The sequence below is a fragment of the Klebsiella sp. Q11 genome (assembly GCF_964241505.1).
In the GTDB taxonomy this organism is placed as follows: Bacteria; Pseudomonadota; Gammaproteobacteria; order Enterobacterales; family Enterobacteriaceae; genus Klebsiella; species Klebsiella michiganensis.
This window is the reverse complement of record NZ_CAXSXW010000016.1, coordinates 1-19,597: the sequence shown is the minus strand read 5'-3', so window position 1 is coordinate 19,597 and position 19,597 is coordinate 1. Positions and strand designations below refer to the sequence as shown.

The following is a 19,597-nucleotide window of genomic DNA, read 5'->3' as shown; positions in this document are numbered from 1 at the left end:
CAAGATGTATAGATTTTACACTATCAAGTTGGAATAACTAATTCAATTTGTTCGATTATCACCAATCGGGACTGATGGTATCAATGTTGGTATCATGTCCAATGTGATAATTTTTAATTTCTTAAGATCATAAGGATAGTTGCGATGTTCGAGTCCGGCCTTCGCACCAAATCCCCCAATCAGTCCACTAAAATACTTTTGGTATCTGCATTTCATCATTTGAAAACCTCCTGTTGAGGCATCTGTTCTTCTGGCTCCGATGCGGCTAGCACAGCACCCTCCCCACTTTCCACCCCCGCTTCATCCTCACACCACCTTTCAAACAGCCTGGCGAATCTGGTGCTTTGCCAGGTTTCTCCAACATGGCTTAAGATAAAGCCAGTGACCACAATAGCGGAAATAAAGTAAAACAGTGAAAATGCGATAGCTGAATTTACGCCCCCGCTGGCCAGTAACGATTGTATTGTTGTCCACCAGGCGCAGGCAAAAATGACGATTGAAATTAGCCAGAAAACCCCGCTAACGATGTGAAATTTTTTAATTTTTTTAGCATCTACAGAAAAATGATTTTCTTCACAACGATATAAGGATGGGTTTTTAAGGAAACTCATTAATCGTACATCATATGAGCCGATATTTTTATCAGCGATAAAAGCGATCAGCTGATGGGCGTGCCAGACAGGAAGAGTAATCCCGATCTGCTCATACAAAAACTTTATTTGTACCGTCTGATGCGTCCTCGAGAGTTTAGTGTCGGGTATTTCAGCGTTCGCTATCTCAGCGATTTTATTCAGCACCTCTATTTTTGTTTCAATAGGTACCTTTTCGAAGCGAATTTTTCGCTTTGCTGGCGGGCTGGACATCACTTTTCCCGCCCAGTCGATGATCTTTTTAGCCACATATAAAATCGCGGGTAGCAAAACCAGCTTTGCAATATCTATCTCGTTAATAGCTCCCATCGTTATTCCTTTATAAAATGAATACGCAATGAATTTACAACACTGAATTTATTTTATGTAGCCCTCATTATTATGAGGGCTTCGATATGGCTAATTCCTGGGCTGGCTCCTGGTCTGACTTAATGCCAACCGCCCAATACGGCCCCTGCCCGGAGGCCGTTATACTTAAAGACTGAAGCCAATCTCCACCGATGCCGCGCTGCGTTCCCCCTCGCCATGGTAAACCGCTTCGATGTTGTTACCATCGGGATCGAGTACAAAGGCCGCGTAGTATCCCGGGTGATAAGTTCGCTCACCGGGTGCGCCGTTATCACTGCCGCCGTGTGCCAGCGCTGCCTGGTAAAAAGCATCTACCGTCTCACGAGCCCTGGCCTGGAAAGCCAGGTGATGCCGTCCTGTCGGCTTACCTGCGGAACCGGGGCTATTAATGGATGAAACAACAAGCTCATCAGCCCAAAAATAATCGTCGTAGGTATTCACGACAGGGATCTCAAGGACCGCCAGCACGGCTGTATAAAACGCTTTGCTGGCCTCGAAATCATTTACCACAAGCTGGATATGGTCGATAAGCCTGCCGCGATGTAATCGGTAAGTCTCCATGATGGTTTCCTCATTCAGTCGTATTAACAGGTATTTATCCGTTATCTAAAAGGAGCGTTGTACGGATTTGATGGATGAGTACAGGCCCGGGATGACGATGAATATCAGTCAATAGAGCATGACATTAAAATCCTGTCTGTCACCGCAATCCTGACCCCTCAACCCCGTCCCCCAATCACCCCGATAAACTCTCTGACCTGCTTCTGCTTCCTGGCCGACAGCTTCTCCACACTGCGCATCGCGGCTTCCAGCTCCGGTTCCGGCTCAACCGCCGTCAGCACAATACAGCCATCCATCACCCGCACCTCCACCCGGGTGCCGGTCGAAAACCCTGCCGCCGCCAGCCACTCGCCCTTCATGATCAGCGCCGGAACAAGACGACGATCTGGCAAACGTCTCACATAACTCACCGTCAACTGACGCTTATTTTTCGGCGACACTTCTGGATCAAACGAATCTACAATACAATCAGCACTAGTCATGGTTGCTATTCTCGCGAAATAGTAATTGTGATCAGCGGTGCGGGTGTGTTGGCGCACATTCGCACCGCGCTAAATAACACCTGTAAACCTAACCAGTAATAAAAATAAAGTCCAGACTTTAATCGGACATAATAAACGTCTTTAACCGTGAATTAAGAATTAACAGAATGCGTGACGCTATTAATTAGCTCCTGTGGAAAATGCCTTTCCTGATATTGCTGAAATAACCGCAAAGCAGATTCAAAAAACAAAAGCGAGATAATGCGCGCAACAGGATGCCCATGCCCAATTACGGGCACCCCATCTCTTTAGCCAGCGTACCCTTCCGGGACTTCAGGCGGCGGGCGATACCTGCCGGCAGGGCGGGCCAGAACGAGAGCGCCGGATGAGTCCGCCGCTCAATCTCCTCCACCGTCACTTGATAATCACAAAAACTGGCGCTTTTTGGCGTCGCCTGATCCAGCAAAAACGCCGCGTATTCGCCTTTATCCGGACTGGAGCCGATAAAAATAATCTTCCAGTAGCCGCTGGGAAGCTCCACCTCGGGCGCGGCGGGCAGGGTAGCGATATGCCGTTCGAACAGCGGCCCGGTAACGGACCACACCGCCGCCACGTCGCGGCGCTCGGCGAGGGCGCGCTCCTTATCCTCCAGCCGCGCCCACGCCCCCTGATTCAGGTCGGAGGCCTGCGGGGTGATATTAGAAAGATAGTTTAACGCCGGCCAGTCTGCGCTGGCGCCGAGCCCGGCGAGCGGCGCCTGATGCCCGCGATCGACCGCCAATGCTGCGCTGGCCCCTTTATATGCCGCGGGGGCAAGGGTATCCGCAGCGGGTAAATCCGGATCGCGCTTCCAGCTGCGCGAACGCCCGCTGGCCAGGCTGGCTTTGGTGATTTTATACGCCACCCAATTAGCGAATTTGCGCTGGCTGTTGTTATTGAGTGTATAGGCTTCGCGAACCAGCGTCTGCGCGCTTCCGCCGGTCGGGCAGCCCACTTCACAATGATCCACGCCGGATGATGCGGCAGCGCACGCGACGGCAAAAAATAGCGACGGCAGAACGCTGAATACTCGGGATAGCTTCATATTATTGATGACGTCAAAGAAAAGATGAACCGATGCATAAAAGAACCCCCTGAATAACCAGAGCGGAATTCAGCTATGAATCGCAAAGATGAAGTGAGAGCGTAAAAAGAGTTAGCCGGTCGCAGCTGCGCGGAATATCACAAGATGATTTAACATCACGGCGGATGTTATTTTGTGAACCCAGAAATGATGTTGAATGAGGTGACCAGACTCTCAGGCCCGCTATTTTCAGCCGGGCTGAACGGGTGGGAATATGCCCGACGACGCGTAAAGCGGTGCGGCATCCATGTCGTTGTCTGAAAAAATGTCGCGGCAGGGGAAAACGCTTCTCTCTGAGCGGGGGATTATTCAGACTACGCGGATGACCGATTAAGGAGAGAAGGTATGAAAAAGGAACTCTGGAGAGGCGTGCTGGCACTGGCCGTACTTAGTCTCCCCGCGCTGGCGAAAACAGGCGTTTCATTCAGCCACAAAGACTGGGAAGTGGTATGCGATAACACGCTGACCTGTCGGGCGGCGGGATACAGCGCTGAAGAAGGAAGCGGAGGTTCGGTGCTGCTGACCCGCCAGGCCGGAGCGGGCACCGCCGTCTCGGGAGAGCTGATGCTGGCGGAGGTGACCGACAGCGACGTTCTGCCGGGCAAACTGACGCTGTGGATCAATGGCCAGCCGGCAGGCGATGTGAAGCCAGCAAAAGAGAGCTGGCCGCTGTCGGAGAAACAGGCCCGGGCGATCGTTAACGCCATCAAAGGCAGCGGGAAGGTCGAATGTACAGGCGGGGAGGCGCCGTTTGAGCTTTCCGGCGAAGGCGCTTACGCGGTACTGCTGAAAATGGACGATGTTCAGGGGCGAATCGGCACGCCGGGCGCGTTGACCAAAAAAGGCGACAGGCCGGAAAGCAGCGTCCGGGCGGCGATTCCTGCCCCGGTCATTCACCGGGTCATGCCTGAGAAAGCGCAGGAGAGAGCGTTAACCGCGCCTGAGCTGGCGGTGCTCAAGCCTAAGCTTCTGGCCACGCTAAATAACGATGATTGGTGCGATCGCCTCCAGCCTGAGGAGGGGGAGGAGGCTGAAACCATCAGCCTGACGCCGCTGGATAACGCGCATTCCCTGATTTCGGCCTTGTGCTGGCGGGCGGCCTATAACGAGGGATACGGCTATTGGGTTGTGGATAGCAAACTTGAGGGTAATCCAACGCTTATTACGGTTTCCGGTTCTGAGTATGGCGACGGCGAGATTTTTATGAGCCAGAAAGGGCGAGGGCTCGGCGATTGCTGGGGGACGGCGAGCTGGCTCTGGGATGGCACAACGTTCCGCAAAAGCCGTGAAGCGACCACTGGGATGTGCCGCTATCTTCGCCTCGGCGGGACATGGGATCTCCCCACCTGGGTGACCGAGGTTAAACCGGCAAAGTGAAATCACGCGGTCAGACTCTCTCCCGACACACACGCCGACAGAGAGGACAGGGAAGGATCTTAACGATCCTCCGCGTAGCGGGATCGCGATCGACAGCGCCAGTGGCGTCAGAAAACTGACGCCTTGTTCAAAATAACAGCGCGGCTAATGTATTGCTAACTCGAATTAGTTTATGATTAAGCCGTTCTGTTCGTTATGGAAAATGAGTTTATGGCCAAAACCGTTGAGCAAGTCGCCAGGGCGCTGGAAATCTCGATTACCACCGTGCGCCTGGTGCTGGGTGGCAAAGCTGAGCAGTATCGCATCAGCGCCAAAACGCAGCAGCGTATTAATGATTACATCGCCGAGAACGGGCTGGTCGTTAACCATATCGCCCGCAGCCTGAAGCTCAATAAAACCGAGACCTTAGGGCTGGTGATCCCGCGTTTATCCAACCTGTTTTTCTCCACCCTGGCGGAAAAGCTCGAAGCCTGCTGCCGTCAGGCGGGGTATCAGCTAATGATTGCCTGCACCTACAGCGACAGCGAGCATGAAAACAGTCTGGTTGAAGGACTGCTGGCGCGCAACGTTGACGGGCTCTTCGTGGTGCCCTCTACCCGGGAAACGCAGCTGCATCACCAGAAGGTAGCGCGCAAGCGGCCGCTGGTGCTGCTCGACCGCGATTTTGGTGAGAGCGACGTGTCGCTGGTGGTGAGCGATAACTACAACGGCAGCAAAAAGCTGGTGCAGGCGATGACCCAGGCGGTGGACGTCTCGCCGATTTTTTTTATCGCCGGGGATACCCAGCAGCCGTCGATCCAGCGTCGTCTGCAGGGCTACCTGAGCGAGCTGCCCGCCGGCAAGGAGTGGATATTGTCCGCCAGCCATAACCGTCAGGAAGAGGGCAAACAGCTGATGCTCGATTTTCTGCGTCAGCACCGCGAGCCGCCGAAGGCGTTTATCGCCTCCTCTCTGCCCATTCTGGAAGGGACGCTGAGCGCGCTGCGGGAAACCTACGGCTTTATTCCGTCGGATATTCCCATCGGCACCTTCGATGAACATCAGATGCTGGGATTTCTGCCGAACGCGGTGTGGTCGATGCGCCAGGATGAGGACGCCTGGGCGCAGCACGCGTTTCATTTGATGCAGCAGAAGCTGCAGGGGGAAAATGCCGATGTGAAGATCACCGTGCCGATGACCCTGATTCACCGCCCGCTGTCGGTGGAGAAGCAGCGGAGCCAGTAAATGACACGGCTTGTGTGAACACGTCAATCCCCGGCTGCGCTATGCTGGCCGGGGCTACAGATACCGCATCCTGCGCGCGCTGGTAGCCTGGATAAGGCGCGGGCGCCGCAATCCAGGAACCCTTAACGATCCCTCATCAAGTCAATCGCTGAACAAACCGCGCCGCCAGCCCGGCGTCCAGCTCCGGCGGCAGGCCGCTGATCCCGACGCCGCCAATGGCCAGCCCGTCGACGATCACCGGCTCGCCGCCCGGCATCGCCAGCAGCTGCGGGTCGTTAAATACCGCCAGCTGCAGGGCGCCGGCGCTGACCTCTTGCGCCAGCGTTGCCGTCGGACGGCGAAAGCGCAGGGCGCTCCAGGCCTTGCGCTGTGCCAGCTGGCGCGGTAGCGGTGGGCAGCGAGCGTGCGCGCCAAAGGCGATGAGCTCGCCCTCCGGCCCGACAACCGCCACCGCCAGCCCCCGGGTTCGCGCATCGCTTTCCGTCTCCTGTAAAAACCGCGCGACCTGCTGGCACACGACGCTATCGTTCAGACGGATCTGGGGACAGAGCGCGTCATTGTCCGGCATCGGCGATATACCCCCTTAAGCGCAGATAGAGGTCATCCAGCTCGCCTTTCTGCGCCGTCGTCAGCGCCACAAACGGCTCGCGGGTGGGGCCGGTATCGACGGTCTCTTTCGCGGCAAGATACTTCGCCGACTGGAACACGCCGCGCGCGACCAGCTGCTCCACCACCTCGTTGATCTGCTGCTGCAGGCGCTGCGCCCGGGCGATGTCGCCCTGCTGAAAAGCGCTGCGCAGGGCGAGAAACAGCTCCGGCTGCAGGTTAACCGTGGTGCCAACCGTGGCCGTCGCGCCCGCCGCGAGGCTGGAAAGGAAGATCTCATCGAAACCGTTAAAAAAGACTTTCTCCGGGTAGCGGGCGATCATCCGTTCCAGCGAATAGAGGTTATGCGAAGTATGCTTCACCCCCAGAACCTGCTCATCGCCGAGCAGCGCGTCGGCGCTCTGGGCATCCAGCTCGACGCCGGTAAACTGCGGAATATTATACAAAATCACCGGAATCGAAATGGCGTCCAGCACTCGACGGTAGTAGGCGATAATCTCCTCGCGGCTATATTTGTAGTAGTAGGGCGGCACCAGCGACACCGCGCTGGCGCCGTCCTGCTCGGCGTGCTTCGCCAGCTCGACGGCATCCCGGGTGCGCGGCGTCCCCACGTGGGCGATCACCGGCACGCGACCGCCCGCCGACTGCACCAGCGTTGCCAGCACCTGCCGGCGCTCATCGAAACGCAGCAACGGCCCCTCCCCGGAGGAGCCGCAGCAGTAAAAGCCCTCAACCCCGCGCGCCAGCTGGGCGCGGGCGATCGCGTCCAGCGCCGCGTAGTTCACCGACTCATCGGCGTGCATCGGCGTCACCACGGCGGAGATAATGCCGCGAAAAACCTGCCATTTATCGCTTACCATGCGGTCCAGCCTCCATCCACCACCACGTTGGAACCGGTCATATAGACCGAGGCGTCGGAGAGCAAAAACACCACCGCGCCGTTGTACTCGTGGGCTTTCGCCATCCGCCCGATGGGGATACGGTTGGTGTAGTTTTTCTGGAAGCGCGGGTCCTGATCGCTGCGCTCGACGCCGGAGAGGGTCAGAGTATTGACGCGAATGCCGTCGCGCCCCCAGTAGGTGGCGCAGTAGCGGGTAAAGTTATACAGCCCGGACTTTGCCGCCGAATAGGCCACCGGTTTGACGAACGGAATGCCGGTGTCCTCTTTTTTGTAGCTATAGATATCCTGCACAGGGGAGACCACGCCGTAGATCGAACCGACGTTGATGATCGAGCCGCCTTTGCCGGCCTGTTTCATGCGCTTGCCGACCTGCTGGGTCATCAGGAAGGTGCCGACCAGGTTCACTTCCACCACCTCGCGGAACACCTCTTCCGGAAACTCTTCAAACGGGCCGGAGACTTCCGGCGGCGCGCTGGGCTGGGTGTCGACGCCCGCGTTGTTGACCAGGCCATCCGGGACGCCCCACTTCGCTTCAATGCTATCCAGCACCCGGTTAATGCTGGCTTTATCGGTAATATTCACTTCCGCGCACAGCAGGCGGTCGGAGTCCTTAATCGCCCCCAGCACGCGGTCGACGCGCGCGGCATCGACGCGGGTGGCCAGCGCCGCCACCTTCGCGCCGCGGTCGTGTAACGTCTTCACATACTGCGCCCCCAGCTGTCCCAGGCCGCCGGTCACGATGATGACCTTGTCTTTAACCGAGAATAACGTGTCTTCCATTGTCCTTTCCCCTCACTGCGTGGTTAGATTTTGTGGGTTGCGAGGTAATCACGATCGAGAATAATGCCGTGGCCCGGCCTTTCGCTCGGCACGTAGTAGCCGTCCACCTCTTCGCCCGCTTCGGCGATGATGCGCAGATCTTTCCAGCGCCCGCCGTCGGTCATCTCGGCGTATGAGATATTCGGCACCGTTGCCAGCAGGCTGGCGCTGAGCTCCATGACAAAATGCGGCGTCATTGGCAGGTTGTGCGCGCGGGCGACGGCGGCGATATCCAGATAGCCGGTGATCCCGCCGACGCGGCCGAGATCCGCCTGGATGTAATCCGCGCTGCCGCTCTCGATGTACTGCGTAAACTGGTTTAAGTTATAGACGTTTTCTCCCAGCGCGATAGGCGTGGCGCTGCGTTCGCGCAGCCGCAGGTGGCCGGCGATATCGTCGGAGGGCAGCGGCTCCTCAATCCACAGCAGGTTGAGCGGTTCGAACAGCTTGAACGCGCGCAGCGCCTGCGGGAAGTTCCAGCCCTGGTTGGCGTCCACCGCCAGCGGGAAGCCCGGCACTGCTTCCTGAATTTTACGCAGCCGCTCCACGTCCTCCTCCAGCGTCGGTTTGCCCACTTTCACTTTCGCCGCCAGGTAGCCGGTGCTTTTCCAGCGTTTGACCTGGTCAATCACTTCCTCAATGGACAGATGCAGGTTAATGCCGCTGCCGTACAGCGGAACGCGATCGCGTACGCGGCCAAGAATGTCGATAATCGGCGCATTGAGGGTTTTACCTAACAGATCCCAGTAGGCAATATCCAGCGCCGCCAGGGCATGGGTGGTGACGCCCGCGCCGCCGACGTCGTGTACGTGTTTATACGAGCGATGCCACAGGCCGCGCGGGGAGAGCGGCTGGCCAATAACGTCCGGGATAATCTCGGCAATCAGCGCGGAGATGGTTTTCCCGCACCAGCCGGAAGTGTGGCTAAAGCCGGTGCCGACGTGGCCGTTAGAACCGTAGACGTCAACAATCGCCACTTCGATATCGGTGACGTGGTGAATCTGATCCCCCCACGGGCCTTCCGGCAGCGGAACGCGGGCGGTCATCAGTTCGATATTTTCAATCACGGGCATTTTTGTGCTGTTCATCTGATTCCTTCCTTTATGGGTTCAGCGGGGGCCGCCCCTGCGGCCCGGGCGGTTAATGTTTGGAGGCCGGGGATTCATGACCCTCCAGGGCTATTGCCGGGCTGGCGTCATGCTCTCGATCGTTCTCGTCGCCCACCGCATGGCCGAAGACTTCCGGCAGCAGGAAGATGGAGGCGAGGAAGGCGCAGAACGGCGCGATAGCGATAATCATCGAGGCGACCGGTACGCCGACCGCTTCAAACAGGGCCGGGAAGACCAGGGTGGTAACGAAGGCGGTGACCTTGACGATGGTGTAGCCGATGCCGGAGGCCACCCCGCGATAGCGCGGTTTTGCCACCAGCGAGATCACCGTCATGCCGCTTTCGGAATCCCAGTAGTGGCCCCACAGCATTAGCGCCGCGCCGAAGATGATAAATGCGAAGCTGCTGCTGTAGACGCCCCACGCCGATATCGAAATACCGATGGTGACCAGCAGGAAGCCGTATTTGCTCAGTCCCTTATGCCCGAGCTTCGGCAACAGCAGCGGGCCGACAAATGCCGAGAGCGCGGCGATACAGTTCACCGCCAGCAGGGCGAGGTTATTCTGGATCTGCCCGGAAATCCCGATGGTCACGAGGATCAGCGGCAGGAAGAAGGAGAAGGCGTAGTTTTCAAACGACTGCACGGCGCAGGAGAACCAGCCGAACAGGGTGGTGCGGCGGGTAAACGGACGGCGGAACAGATCGTGCAGCGTCTCTTTGAGCGTCGGGTCGGCGATGGTGACGTTTTCGTTGGGCAGAATGTCGTCCAGCAGACGGCCATCCTGTTCGCCGTAATATTCACGGGAGGCTTTTTTCGCTTCGATAAAGCGGCCGCGTTCGACGAACCACGCTGGCGTCTCCGGCAGCTCCCGACGCATAAACAGCAGCAGGCAGGCCGGGATCGCCGGGACCGCCAGCACGATGCGCCAGATCATATCCGGGTGAACATCAAGCGCCACCAGCGTGGTGACCAGCAGAATGGCGGCGATAATCCCTAGCGCGAACATAAACTGCCAGCGGTTAGCCATCACTTCGCGCTTGCCCTTTGGCATCACCTCCATGATGTAGGTAAAGCCGTTAGCCACGTCCGCGCCCACCGGGATCCCGGCGAGGCAGCGAATAATCGCCAGCCAGTACATATTGGGCGCCAGGCCCTGAAGAACGGCGAAGATCGCGAACAGGATCATCGACCAGAGGAAAATTTTACGCCGTCCGAGCTTATCGGTCAGCCAGCCGCCGAGCAGCGCGCCGACCACCGCGCCGAGCTGGGTGCCGGCGGCGGTAAAACCAAGCAGCCAGCTGCTGGGCTCATAAATATCTTTCAGGGCGAATAAAATAAACGCCATGGAATAAATATCCCATGACTCAATTAATAATGCGGTGATCATCAGCCATCCCGCTTTGGTGCAGCCAGGGGCCTCCTGCAGATCGAGCCGTTTCTTTGCCTTCTGGATAATAAATTCAATATGTTGCTGCTGATACATATAATCCTCTCTTATCCGGGCAGGCGGAGAGCCCGCCCGGACAGATGCGCGTTGATCCGCTCTTTATGGGCGATAAAGAGACGAATAAAGCGGATGTTTGCCAGGATCGCTAACAACGTAAAAATTACATAAGCGAATCAGTTGTTATTTCATTAATAAATGCGCATCGCCTGCGATAAAGACTTTCATATTTTGCGTCAGCGCCTGGGCAATAAAGGCGTTCAGCACTTCGGATAATACCTCCTCCTCTACATAAGCCAGACTGAGATGGTTGCTCTGGTGGCCCGCCATTAAATCGTCGCGCGAAACCCCGTCGAGAACGGCGTTGAGTAACGGCCACTCGTAGTTGGTCGCCCGGCGGCGGCGTTCGAATTCGTCTTGCGGCAGTTCGACGGCGGTGCCGGTGCCGATATGCAGGATCACCTGAGTGCCTTCGTAGTGCGCGCGCGCCCAGATAAAGCGTCCGGCTTTGCCCTGACCGGCGATGGTCGAGCCGCCGTAGGGGAAGAACATCGCCGGCTGGCGATAGCCGGTTGCCCCGGCGATCCCGCCTTTCAGATGGGCGAACGGCACAGCGCCGGAGATCTCCAGATCCCAGTAGAACGTGCCGTTGTACTCGCTACCCCAGCGGATATCGTGAAGGGTGGTTTCGCTCGCCATGCCCAGCGCGCCGAGCAGCTTCGCCAGCATCACCTGCGGGATGGCGCTGCCCATATCCACCTCGTTGATGCAGGGGATCGGCGCGTCCGGACAGACGATCTCGCCATTCTCATCCGGGATCGGGAAACGTTCCGCGTTGCCGATGGCGCCTTCGGCAAAATCTGAGGCGGCGCAGCTGTCTTTGAGCCCCTGCTGATACTGCACGCCCACTGCCGTCAGCCCGAAGCGCTTCACGAAGCGCGCCATGGCGATCATCATTGCGCACTGTTCCAGTACCTGCTCCCGGGTCAGATCCTTCGCGCCGTCGGTGCCGAACCGGAAGCGCATGCCGCGGGTCTCATACCAGTCGAGACAGGCTTCGCGCAGGGCGATCGGCACCTTGTTCATTTCAACCAGCAGCGCCGATTGCGACAGCGACTCCACCGGCATCCCTACGTCGATCATCGCTTTTTGCGGGAACACGCCGTTGATCATCCCCATACAGAAGGTATCGAACAGCCCGACAATGGCCTTGTGTTTGAGGATCGACTGCCCAACCTTCACGCCAATCTGCCCGGCTTTGCTGGCCAGCAGCGGCGCGCTGGGCGCGACAGGATGCAGATAGCCGAGCTTATGGCTGAGATGGCCGTCGCGCAGCCAGGTGTCTAAGCCGCGAATAAACGCCTCGTCGGCGAAGGTTTCCGACCACAGCCGCGAGTAGTTGCGCTCCAGGCTGGTGAGGCAGCCTGCCATACAGAGCATGCCGACGAGGCCCGGCCAGGTACCGTCAAAATTGGCGAGCAGCAAAATAGGGCCGCGATGATGTACCAGCGAAGGAGCAAGGTGATGGGAGTATTGCCAGGCGGTCAGCAGGACAATAATCGGCGCATCCGGATCGATCCCGGCGAACAGCTCGCTACCCTCTTTCTGGCTACTGATAAACCCGTGGCCGCGCTGCTCGTTGACCGGATGGGCGCGGCGCAGGCGATAGCCTAATGTTTCCAGCGCCGTTTCCAGACGCTGTTCAAACAGCTTCTGCGTGGGCCAGCAGGTGACGTTAGCCGGTTCGCGGAGATCCGCATTGGTCACCATCAACACTTCGCCTGGCTGCGGGGTAATAAGCCCGGCTTCCGCGGGTAACGTTAAATTCAGCATGTGAATTTCTCCTGTAGGGGATAGGTCGCTTGGTTATCGTTGAGCGTGCTGCGCCGGGGTAAGCGCGGCATCAATCGTTCTGTTGCTGGCTAATTTCTTTGGCTAACTCGAATTAGCAAATTAGGATAAAAAAAAGACAGGAACAAACTCTTTACCGGGGATTTGTGATGGCTATCAATGTGCAATTATTAACTTATTAATATTTAACTCTTTATTTTAAACGGTGGGTCGAGGTGACAGGGAACGCTTGCTGAGACGGCATAAAGGCGGGCAGAAAAGCGGACGGGAAGCGCAGCGGGGACGGTAAATCAGCGTTAAATATATAATTGATTGAATTTAATAAATTATTTACTTTGTTTCGTGAGCGATTTGTCTCGCGGCGCTGGCGCGAGTGTTAAAATTTAACCGATCCTGGTCACACTCTTTTAGCATTTACGTTGTGAATCTCCGTATCTTGTTATAATTAGCTAATTCGAGTTAGCTTGCGGGCGATTTTCCCTCGCCACCGCAGTTAGCCAGGCGCTGCCCGACTTAACAATAATGATTCAGGACAGAGGATTTAATGATGACTATGCTTACCTCGCCCGCCATGACCCCTGCAAAAAATGAACAAACATCGCAACAAACGCATGAAAGAAGAAAGCTGCTCACCGTGCTGGGCTCCGGTCTTTCCGGCACAACGATTGAGTTCTATGACTTTTTTATCTACGGCACCGCCGCCGCGCTGGTGTTTCCGTCGCTGTTTTTTCCTAACCTCTCGCCGCTGATGGCGCTGCTGGTGTCCTTCCTGACGCTGTCGATTACCTTCGTCAGCCGGCCCATCGGGGCCATCGTATTTGGCCACTATGGCGATAAGATCGGCCGCAAAAAATCGCTGGTTCTGTCGCTGATGATTATGGGTATTTCGACTTTTTTCATAGGCTTAATCCCCAGCTACGACACCATAGGCAACGCCGCGCCGCTGATACTTATCTTTTTGCGCCTCTGCCAGGGCTTTGCCATCGGCGGCGAATGGGGTGGGGCGACGACGCTGATCACCGAGTATGCGCCGCGCCATCGCCGGGGCTTTTTCGGCACTTTTGTTCAGTTGGGCAACGTGCTTGGCCTGTTTATCGCCACCGGCGTTTTTGCGCTGGTGGTGATGCTGCCGGAGGATGACCTGATGTCCTGGGGCTGGCGCGTGCCTTTCCTGTTAAGCATCGCGCTGCTGTTTGTCGGGATGTTTATCCGCTCAAGGATCGAAGAGACGCCGGTGTTCCAGGAGAATCAGAAACAGCAGCAGAACGCGCCGAAAGCGGCGGAGCAGAAGTTTCCCATTCTCACCGTACTCAAGCATCACCGTAAAGCGGTGTTCCTGGCGATGGGCATGCGCATGGGGGAGATTGTTCTGGGCTGGCTGACGGTGGCGTTCTTTATGTCCTATGTGACAAGGGAACTCAACTTTACTCGCGAAACGGCGCTGAACGGGCTGCTGCTGGCCAGCTTTGTCGGCATTTTTACCTTTCCGTTCTTCGGCTGGCTTTCAGATAAAATTGGCCGCCGACCGGTCTATCTGGCCGGCGCCGCTATCACGCTGATCTTTGCCTTCCCGCTATTCTGGATGATCGACTCCGGCTCGGTGAAGATGTTTATGTTCGCCACCACCTTCTGCTATTCCGTGGGGCTGGGCATGATGTTCAGCGTTCAGCCGGCCTTCTTTTCGGAGCTTTTTGACACCAGCGTGCGCTATACCGGCGTGTCGCTCGGCTTCCAGCTGGCGAACATCGTCGGCGGCCTAACGCCGATGATTGGTACCTTGCTGCTGGTGTGGTCCGGCGGCGCATCGTGGCCCATCTCGCTGTTTCTCGCCTGCATGGCGCTGATTACCATCCTGTGCGTCTGCGTGACGCGGGAAAGCTATAACGATGAGCTTAATGAGGTGAAGAAGTAGCCGGGGAGGGTTGCCCCGCCATGACCGGCGGGGCGGGCGTATCAGAACAGATTAAATTTATATTCGATAATCACTTCCGAAGAGAGCGAGTTGGCCCGGCTGTAATGGCCGTCGGTAAGCACCGGCGTTTTGCCATTCATCTTATAGGACCAGCCCGGTCCGAACATCGCCCAGACGGTGAGATTTTTCAGTCTTGGGTGCGTCGGCACCCAGCGGCTGAAGGCGTTAATTTCCCCGGTACGGACGTGGTTGCCGCGGTAGTTAAACTGGGCGATGTTGCCGGCGAGACCGATCGCCAGCTCCGGCGTCAGGTTATAATCCGACATATTAGAGAGAACCAGCTCACCGTCGCGCATATAGTCGTTACCGGCGTAAGCCATTGAGATAAAGGTCCCGCGCGAGTTTTTACTCATATGGCGCGGGTAGAAGCCCACTTCATTGGCCTTGTTCGCATCGGTATAGCCCAGACCCCACTTGGTGCTCCAGTTGTCCGCCTGCCACTTCACATCCATGGCGATGTGCCAGGCGTCGTCGTCAAAGTCACGCTTATTCGCTGGCATCGCTTTATACTCGTCCAGCGCGTGAGTGGCGTAGACCTGAGTACCGATGTTCAGCGCTTTTATCGGTTTAATATTGGTAAACAGAATATGGCGGCGCAGATAGTTATCGCTTTCACCATAGCCGTACTGCATGTTCAGGTGCTCGCTTTGCCACAGAATATCGCCGCTGGCGATATGGTTAATGTACTGTCCGCTGTTGGTCTGGAAGCGTTTCTTATCCGGCGAGTTACGATCCATCGCGCTTTCGATGTACGCGCCGCGCAGCGTGAAGGGGCCGTAGTTCACCGCGCCGGTCCAGCCCAAATAGGTGGTCGGGGAGAGGCGGGTGGAGTTGGAGATGACGCCAAAGTTTTTCATCGTCTGCCAGCCCCAGCGGGCGTTCAGATGAGTGTCCGCCAGGCGATACTGTAGCTTGATGTTGCGTTGACCAAATTTGGAAAAGCCTTCAGCGTTGCTCTTTTTATTCCCGCTGCCGTTGTTATACAGCACGCCGCGGGAGTTAAAGTAATCGCTGGCGCCGAGCTTTACCGCTCCGTAGTAAGTGGCATCAAAGCCAATAATATCGGCAAAATAGCCGGACTGATAATCGACAGCGACGCCCTGACCCCAGGCATTATGGACTTTCTTTGGCTCGGTCTCTTCTTCCTTAAGATATTTCCAGTAGTTTTTAAACGATAAATTCATATGGGACTGGCTGAATAACGGATCGTCGAGCACGGTATCGATATAATCGTGCTCCTTCAGGCTGTTAGTGGTCGAAGCTGACCAGGCGCTGGCGGGAATAGCCAGCAGCATAATGGCGACTGTTGTAGTATTGATTTTCATAATAAACCCCAGAGTAGGGACGCAGCGATCCAGGCGAGGTGTTTTCGCCTGAAGTCTGCCGTAATAAATAATTAAGCGTGGGTATTATTTTTTATCGAGAGCCTGTTTTCCGGCTTCAACATATTTCATGGTGCCAATTTCTGGAACGGTATATTTGCCGTCTTTATAAACAATTTTAACCACCGCGGCATTGGCAAGCGGCTTGTTTTTCGCGTTATCGTCGGTTAAATCGGAAATCATAATCTGCATGGCGGTACCGGATGAAATTGCCAGCACGTTTTTATCGCCCCGGGCCTGCGCGTTTTCAACGATAGTATGCAGCGCTGCCTGGGTACGGGTTTTTACCTGCTGATAGTTTTCCGCCATACCCTTTGGGTCGGCCGCTGCCAGCGCGTTCTGGTTGGTATCGACGGCCAGGGTGCCCGCTTTCATTTGGCTGAACAGCGCAGCGCCGTCTTTAAGCCCCAGCTGTCTGGCGCCGGCGTCGGCCATATCTTTGTTATAGCCGCCTTCGAAACCGCCGAAGAAGGCTTCTCGCAGGCCGCTGAGTTCAGTAAGTTTGTAATCACTTACTCCGGCTTGCTTAAGGATCACCTGCATGGTTTCACGCTGACGTCCGGCATCGCTGGAATAGAAGCTATCAAACGGAATACCTTTAAGCCCCTCGCCGAGATAACGAGCGACGCGAATGCCGTCTTCGGTAAGCGGTGAGTCCGCCCAACCCTGCACGCGGTCAAACGTATTCAGCAGCGTTTTGCCATGGCGGGCGAAATAGATATTCACGCCGTCATCGTTTTTAACTTCCGCCGCAGAGCAGGTTGCCGCACCTGCCGCCATCATTAATGCTATTAGCCACTTCTTCATATAACGCTCCACCTGAATGGTCTTTTTATAAGCAAAAAAAAACCTACGTCAGATATTCGACGCGAAGCATAAATAAGATTATGTTCGCTCGAACGTCTATAACGTAGGTTTCGCCTGTTCTAAACAGTAACAATCCAACAAGGGCGACGTTAGCACTAATTATGAGAAAAGACACCCTCTATTTATTATAAATGTCAGTAAATGTGATCGTCTTCATGGAGGTAATTTTGTCGATTGAGTTGTATCTTAAGTTTAATTTTCAGATTAATTGGCAGTTTTCGGCTTAAATAATTTTAGAGGATTGATCTCCGTCACAGAATAATGATGTCCGGGCTGGACTCTTTTACGCTCTGGCGTTATTTTCGCAGCACTCTGGGATTGTTACTGACCACAGGCAAAACCTAAGACCCCTGTCCGCCAATTTGGCGTGCGGCAGGAGTCTTAGGTTTTTTTTTGCGCCTAAGAAATACCTCTGCTACCCAACAAGGAGTGATGATGAGAACGAAAATCCTGACTGCCGCCATTCTGGCGTTATCTGCCGCTGGCGTACAGGCTGCTGAAAAACCGCTGAAAATACTGCTGGTTAACGATGATGGCTGCCAGTCTGTGGGGACCACTTCGCTGCAGGAAAAACTGACGGCCAAAGGGTATGACGTCTGGATGGTGGCGCCGGCAACGAATCAGAGCGGTATCGGGTCGGCAATTACCTTTAAAACGGGTAAAGTTTTTGATGTCAAAAAAGCCGCTGACAAACGCTACTGCTTCCCTGGAACTCCTGCCGATGCGCTGGATTTTGGCCTGTGGGGCGTACTGAAAGACGCGCCGCCGGATCTGGTGATTTCGGGCGTCAACGATGGTCCCAATACCGGTATGGCGCAGGTTAACTCCGGCACCGTGAGCGCCGCGGCCCGCGCCGTACGCTACGGTTTCCCGGCGATTGCCGCCAGCATTGGCTACCGCTTCACGGAAGAAGAGATGAAGAACAAATGGCCGAGCACGCATAAGTACTGGCCTGATTCGGTGGATTATGTCGTCTCGTTGGTGGATAAACTTAACGCCGCGCATAAACCGGGAAGCCCGATTATGCCGCAGGGGGCCGGGTTAAGCATTAACTATCCGCCGCTGCCGTCGGCTGAAATTAAGGGCGTTCATTATATTGAGAATGAACAATTCCCTGTGCCGCAGATTGGTTATGAACTTCTGGCGGACGGTACCGCCAAACAGACGATGAATCCGGAGGCGATGAAACCGGCGGAAGGGGATAATGACTCGGGCTGGCTCAACAAAGGATATATTACTTACACCCTGTTTGATGGTTCATGGAACGCGCCGCACTACCAGGCGCAGTTTGAGGCGCTGCTCGGTAAATGATGCTGTAGCGATAGTAAAGAAGAAGGCGCGGGCTCCGCGCCTTCTTTATATGAACCGATGATGAAGCGCTATTCGTCGAAGAACCAGTAGCCCTGGTTAATCAGGCGGGTCAGATCGGCGATAAAAGCCGGATTGCGCAGCGCGGCCTCGCCTAGCTCCTCTTTACCCAGCAGGGTATAGCGGCACAGCGCGTCCAGAGCCGCGGGAGCGGTTGGCTCCAGCTGTTCGCTATTCACAAAGAAGCTGTCGCCGATGTGCAGTACACGCAGGCCGCTCAGACGAGTCAGCATTTCACCGCCCGCCAGCGCGTCGACAATCTCCTCTTCTTCAAAAGGCGGTTCAGCGGGCGCAATATCCAGCTCGTGGCGCGGCGTGGTGGCAAAACGCCCAAACCAGCGGCGGAAATCTTCCGGCTGGCTAATCATCTCGATCATCATGCCGCGCAGGCGTTCCAGTTCATACTCTTCTACCCGTCCCGGATGTTCGCGGCAGGTCAAATCCGGATCGCTGTAGTGCTCGCCGCCGAGATCGTTTTCCAGCGCATAATCGGCAAAGCTGCTGATCAAATCGCGGCCGTTTGGTCCACGGAAGCCGACGGAGTAGTTCAGCGCCGTTTCGTGAGTGATTCCGTCGTGCGGGAATCCGGGCGGAATGTACAGAATATCGCCAGGTTGCAGATCTTCATCAATGATCGGCGGGAACGGGTCAACGTGCAGCAGCGCCGGATGCGGGCAGAACTGACGCATCGGTAGCTTATCGCCCACGCGCCAGCGGCGGCTGCCCATGCCCTGAATAATAAAGACGTCGTACTGGTCGATATGCGGGCCTACGCCGCCGCCCGGTACGGAAAAGGAGATCATCAGATCGTCTAAACGCCAGTCCGGCAGCACGCGGAAGGGGCGCACCAGTTCAGCGGCGGGCATATGCCAGTGGTTTACCGCCTGAGCCAGTAGCGACCAGCCGGTTTCGCCCAGGCCATCAAAATGTTCAAACGGCCCGTTGCTGGCCTGCCATTGACCGTTCTTGAGGCTCACCAGTCGACTATCGACTTCCGGTTCCATGGCCAGCCCGGCCAGCTCATCCGGCGTAATCGGATCGACGAAATTCGCGAAAGCCTTCTTTAATACGACCGGCTGCTTTTGCCAGTACTTTTCTAAAAACTCGGGCCAGTTAATGTTGAGTTGATAAGCCATAGGTTCATACCAATAAGAAGAAACGGGCCTGATTATAGAAATATGCACCCTCAAGCCGCTTTGTCATGGGTCAAGGCTGGTGCTTAATTCATCATCTGAAGTCACGACGCGGTAAGAGTGGGGGAAACTTAAAGCGGATAACGTTGATTTTCGCAAAATGTCGCTTTTGCCTGAATTCGCTGCAGCCCGTGTGGCATCTGGCTTTCCCCCATTTTTTCTGGCGTGGAGGGAGCGTGAGAAGTTTAAATTATGAGCGTTTGATAAGTTTTTTGTATTTTAAGGGTTGCTATATCCCGGCAGCTCCCTATAATGCGCTCCCACTGACACGGCAGATGTGAATCACTTCACAAACAACCGGGTCGGTTGAAGAGAAAAAA

General features: G+C 55.9%; 17 protein-coding genes. 4 read left to right on the top strand and 13 right to left on the bottom strand.

The window, feature by feature from the left end; translation table 11 throughout:
* Positions 1–215: 215 nt before the first annotated feature.
* The 4 genes from ACESQ2_RS22475 to ACESQ2_RS22460 all read right to left on the bottom strand — a co-directional run bounded on the left by ACESQ2_RS22475 (position 216) and on the right by ACESQ2_RS22460 (position 3,035).
* Positions 216–959, bottom strand: a complete 744-nt coding sequence (locus ACESQ2_RS22475; protein ID WP_373171316.1) for a hypothetical protein — start codon at positions 957–959, stop codon at positions 216–218.
* Between the two features lie 165 nt (positions 960–1,124).
* Positions 1,125–1,559: a VOC family protein gene (locus ACESQ2_RS22470; RefSeq protein ID WP_373171314.1), complete on the bottom strand. Its 435-nt coding sequence runs from the start codon at positions 1,557–1,559 to the stop codon at positions 1,125–1,127.
* A 158-nt stretch (positions 1,560–1,717) separates the two neighbouring features.
* Positions 1,718–2,041 (bottom strand): endoribonuclease SymE, encoded by a 324-nt coding sequence (symE, locus tag ACESQ2_RS22465; protein WP_373171312.1) that lies wholly within the window; start codon positions 2,039–2,041, stop codon positions 1,718–1,720.
* 289 nt (positions 2,042–2,330) lie between these two features.
* Positions 2,331–3,035, bottom strand: a complete 705-nt coding sequence (locus ACESQ2_RS22460; RefSeq protein WP_373171351.1) for a DNA/RNA non-specific endonuclease — start codon at positions 3,033–3,035, stop codon at positions 2,331–2,333.
* A gap of 474 nt (positions 3,036–3,509) precedes the next feature.
* Between ACESQ2_RS22460 and ACESQ2_RS22455 the strand changes: the two genes are divergently transcribed.
* Both ACESQ2_RS22455 and ACESQ2_RS22450 read left to right on the top strand, forming a co-directional pair.
* On the top strand, positions 3,510–4,541 hold the full coding sequence (locus ACESQ2_RS22455; protein WP_345911965.1) for a DUF1176 domain-containing protein: 1,032 nt from the start codon (positions 3,510–3,512) through the stop codon (positions 4,539–4,541).
* Positions 4,542–4,751: 210 nt separating this feature from the next.
* The gene (locus ACESQ2_RS22450; protein WP_004117622.1) at positions 4,752–5,765 is read left to right on the top strand and encodes a LacI family DNA-binding transcriptional regulator; all 1,014 of its coding nucleotides are present in this window, start codon (positions 4,752–4,754) and stop codon (positions 5,763–5,765) included.
* A 136-nt stretch (positions 5,766–5,901) separates the two neighbouring features.
* Here the strand turns inward: ACESQ2_RS22450 and ACESQ2_RS22445 are convergent, their stop codons facing one another.
* The 6 genes from ACESQ2_RS22445 to ACESQ2_RS22420 form a co-directional block, all read right to left on the bottom strand.
* The gene (locus ACESQ2_RS22445; protein ID WP_049069584.1) at positions 5,902–6,333 is read right to left on the bottom strand and encodes a heme-binding protein; all 432 of its coding nucleotides are present in this window, start codon (positions 6,331–6,333) and stop codon (positions 5,902–5,904) included.
* Positions 6,320–7,231 (bottom strand): dihydrodipicolinate synthase family protein, encoded by a 912-nt coding sequence (locus ACESQ2_RS22440; protein WP_088168478.1) that lies wholly within the window; start codon positions 7,229–7,231, stop codon positions 6,320–6,322. The genes ACESQ2_RS22445 and ACESQ2_RS22440 overlap by 14 nt, the downstream gene beginning before the upstream one ends.
* Positions 7,225–8,052 carry an SDR family oxidoreductase gene (locus ACESQ2_RS22435; protein ID WP_016809991.1) on the bottom strand — a complete coding sequence of 276 codons (828 nt, stop codon included), beginning with the start codon at positions 8,050–8,052 and terminating at the stop codon, positions 7,225–7,227. The genes ACESQ2_RS22440 and ACESQ2_RS22435 overlap by 7 nt, the downstream gene beginning before the upstream one ends.
* A gap of 23 nt (positions 8,053–8,075) precedes the next feature.
* Positions 8,076–9,179, bottom strand: coding sequence for a mandelate racemase/muconate lactonizing enzyme family protein (locus ACESQ2_RS22430; RefSeq protein ID WP_004108723.1), 1,104 nt, complete (start codon positions 9,177–9,179; stop codon positions 8,076–8,078).
* Between the two features lie 52 nt (positions 9,180–9,231).
* Entirely contained in the window at positions 9,232–10,683 is a 1,452-nt protein-coding gene (locus tag ACESQ2_RS22425; protein WP_014227730.1) for an MFS transporter, read from the bottom strand.
* Positions 10,684–10,827: 144 nt separating this feature from the next.
* A complete protein-coding gene (locus ACESQ2_RS22420; protein WP_373171309.1) occupies positions 10,828–12,477 on the bottom strand; it encodes a signal transduction protein in 1,650 nt (549 codons plus the stop codon).
* A 565-nt stretch (positions 12,478–13,042) separates the two neighbouring features.
* Between ACESQ2_RS22420 and ACESQ2_RS22415 the strand changes: the two genes are divergently transcribed.
* The gene (locus tag ACESQ2_RS22415) at positions 13,043–14,407 is read left to right on the top strand and encodes an MFS transporter (protein ID WP_014227732.1); all 1,365 of its coding nucleotides are present in this window, start codon (positions 13,043–13,045) and stop codon (positions 14,405–14,407) included.
* Positions 14,408–14,448: 41 nt separating this feature from the next.
* Here ACESQ2_RS22415 and ACESQ2_RS22410 read toward each other — a convergent pair whose 3' ends face one another.
* Both ACESQ2_RS22410 and ACESQ2_RS22405 read right to left on the bottom strand, forming a co-directional pair.
* Positions 14,449–15,792, bottom strand: coding sequence for an OprD family outer membrane porin (locus tag ACESQ2_RS22410; protein ID WP_046878216.1), 1,344 nt, complete (start codon positions 15,790–15,792; stop codon positions 14,449–14,451).
* Between the two features lie 84 nt (positions 15,793–15,876).
* Positions 15,877–16,656 (bottom strand): histidine phosphatase family protein, encoded by a 780-nt coding sequence (locus ACESQ2_RS22405; RefSeq protein ID WP_038422856.1) that lies wholly within the window; start codon positions 16,654–16,656, stop codon positions 15,877–15,879.
* Positions 16,657–17,151: 495 nt separating this feature from the next.
* Between ACESQ2_RS22405 and surE the strand changes: the two genes are divergently transcribed.
* Positions 17,152–18,027 (top strand): 5'/3'-nucleotidase SurE, encoded by an 876-nt coding sequence (surE, locus tag ACESQ2_RS22400; protein WP_064406610.1) that lies wholly within the window; start codon positions 17,152–17,154, stop codon positions 18,025–18,027.
* Positions 18,028–18,095: 68 nt separating this feature from the next.
* Here the strand turns inward: surE and ACESQ2_RS22395 are convergent, their stop codons facing one another.
* Positions 18,096–19,220, bottom strand: a complete 1,125-nt coding sequence (locus tag ACESQ2_RS22395; protein ID WP_049082207.1) for a cupin domain-containing protein — start codon at positions 19,218–19,220, stop codon at positions 18,096–18,098.
* Positions 19,221–19,597 lie beyond the last annotated feature (377 nt).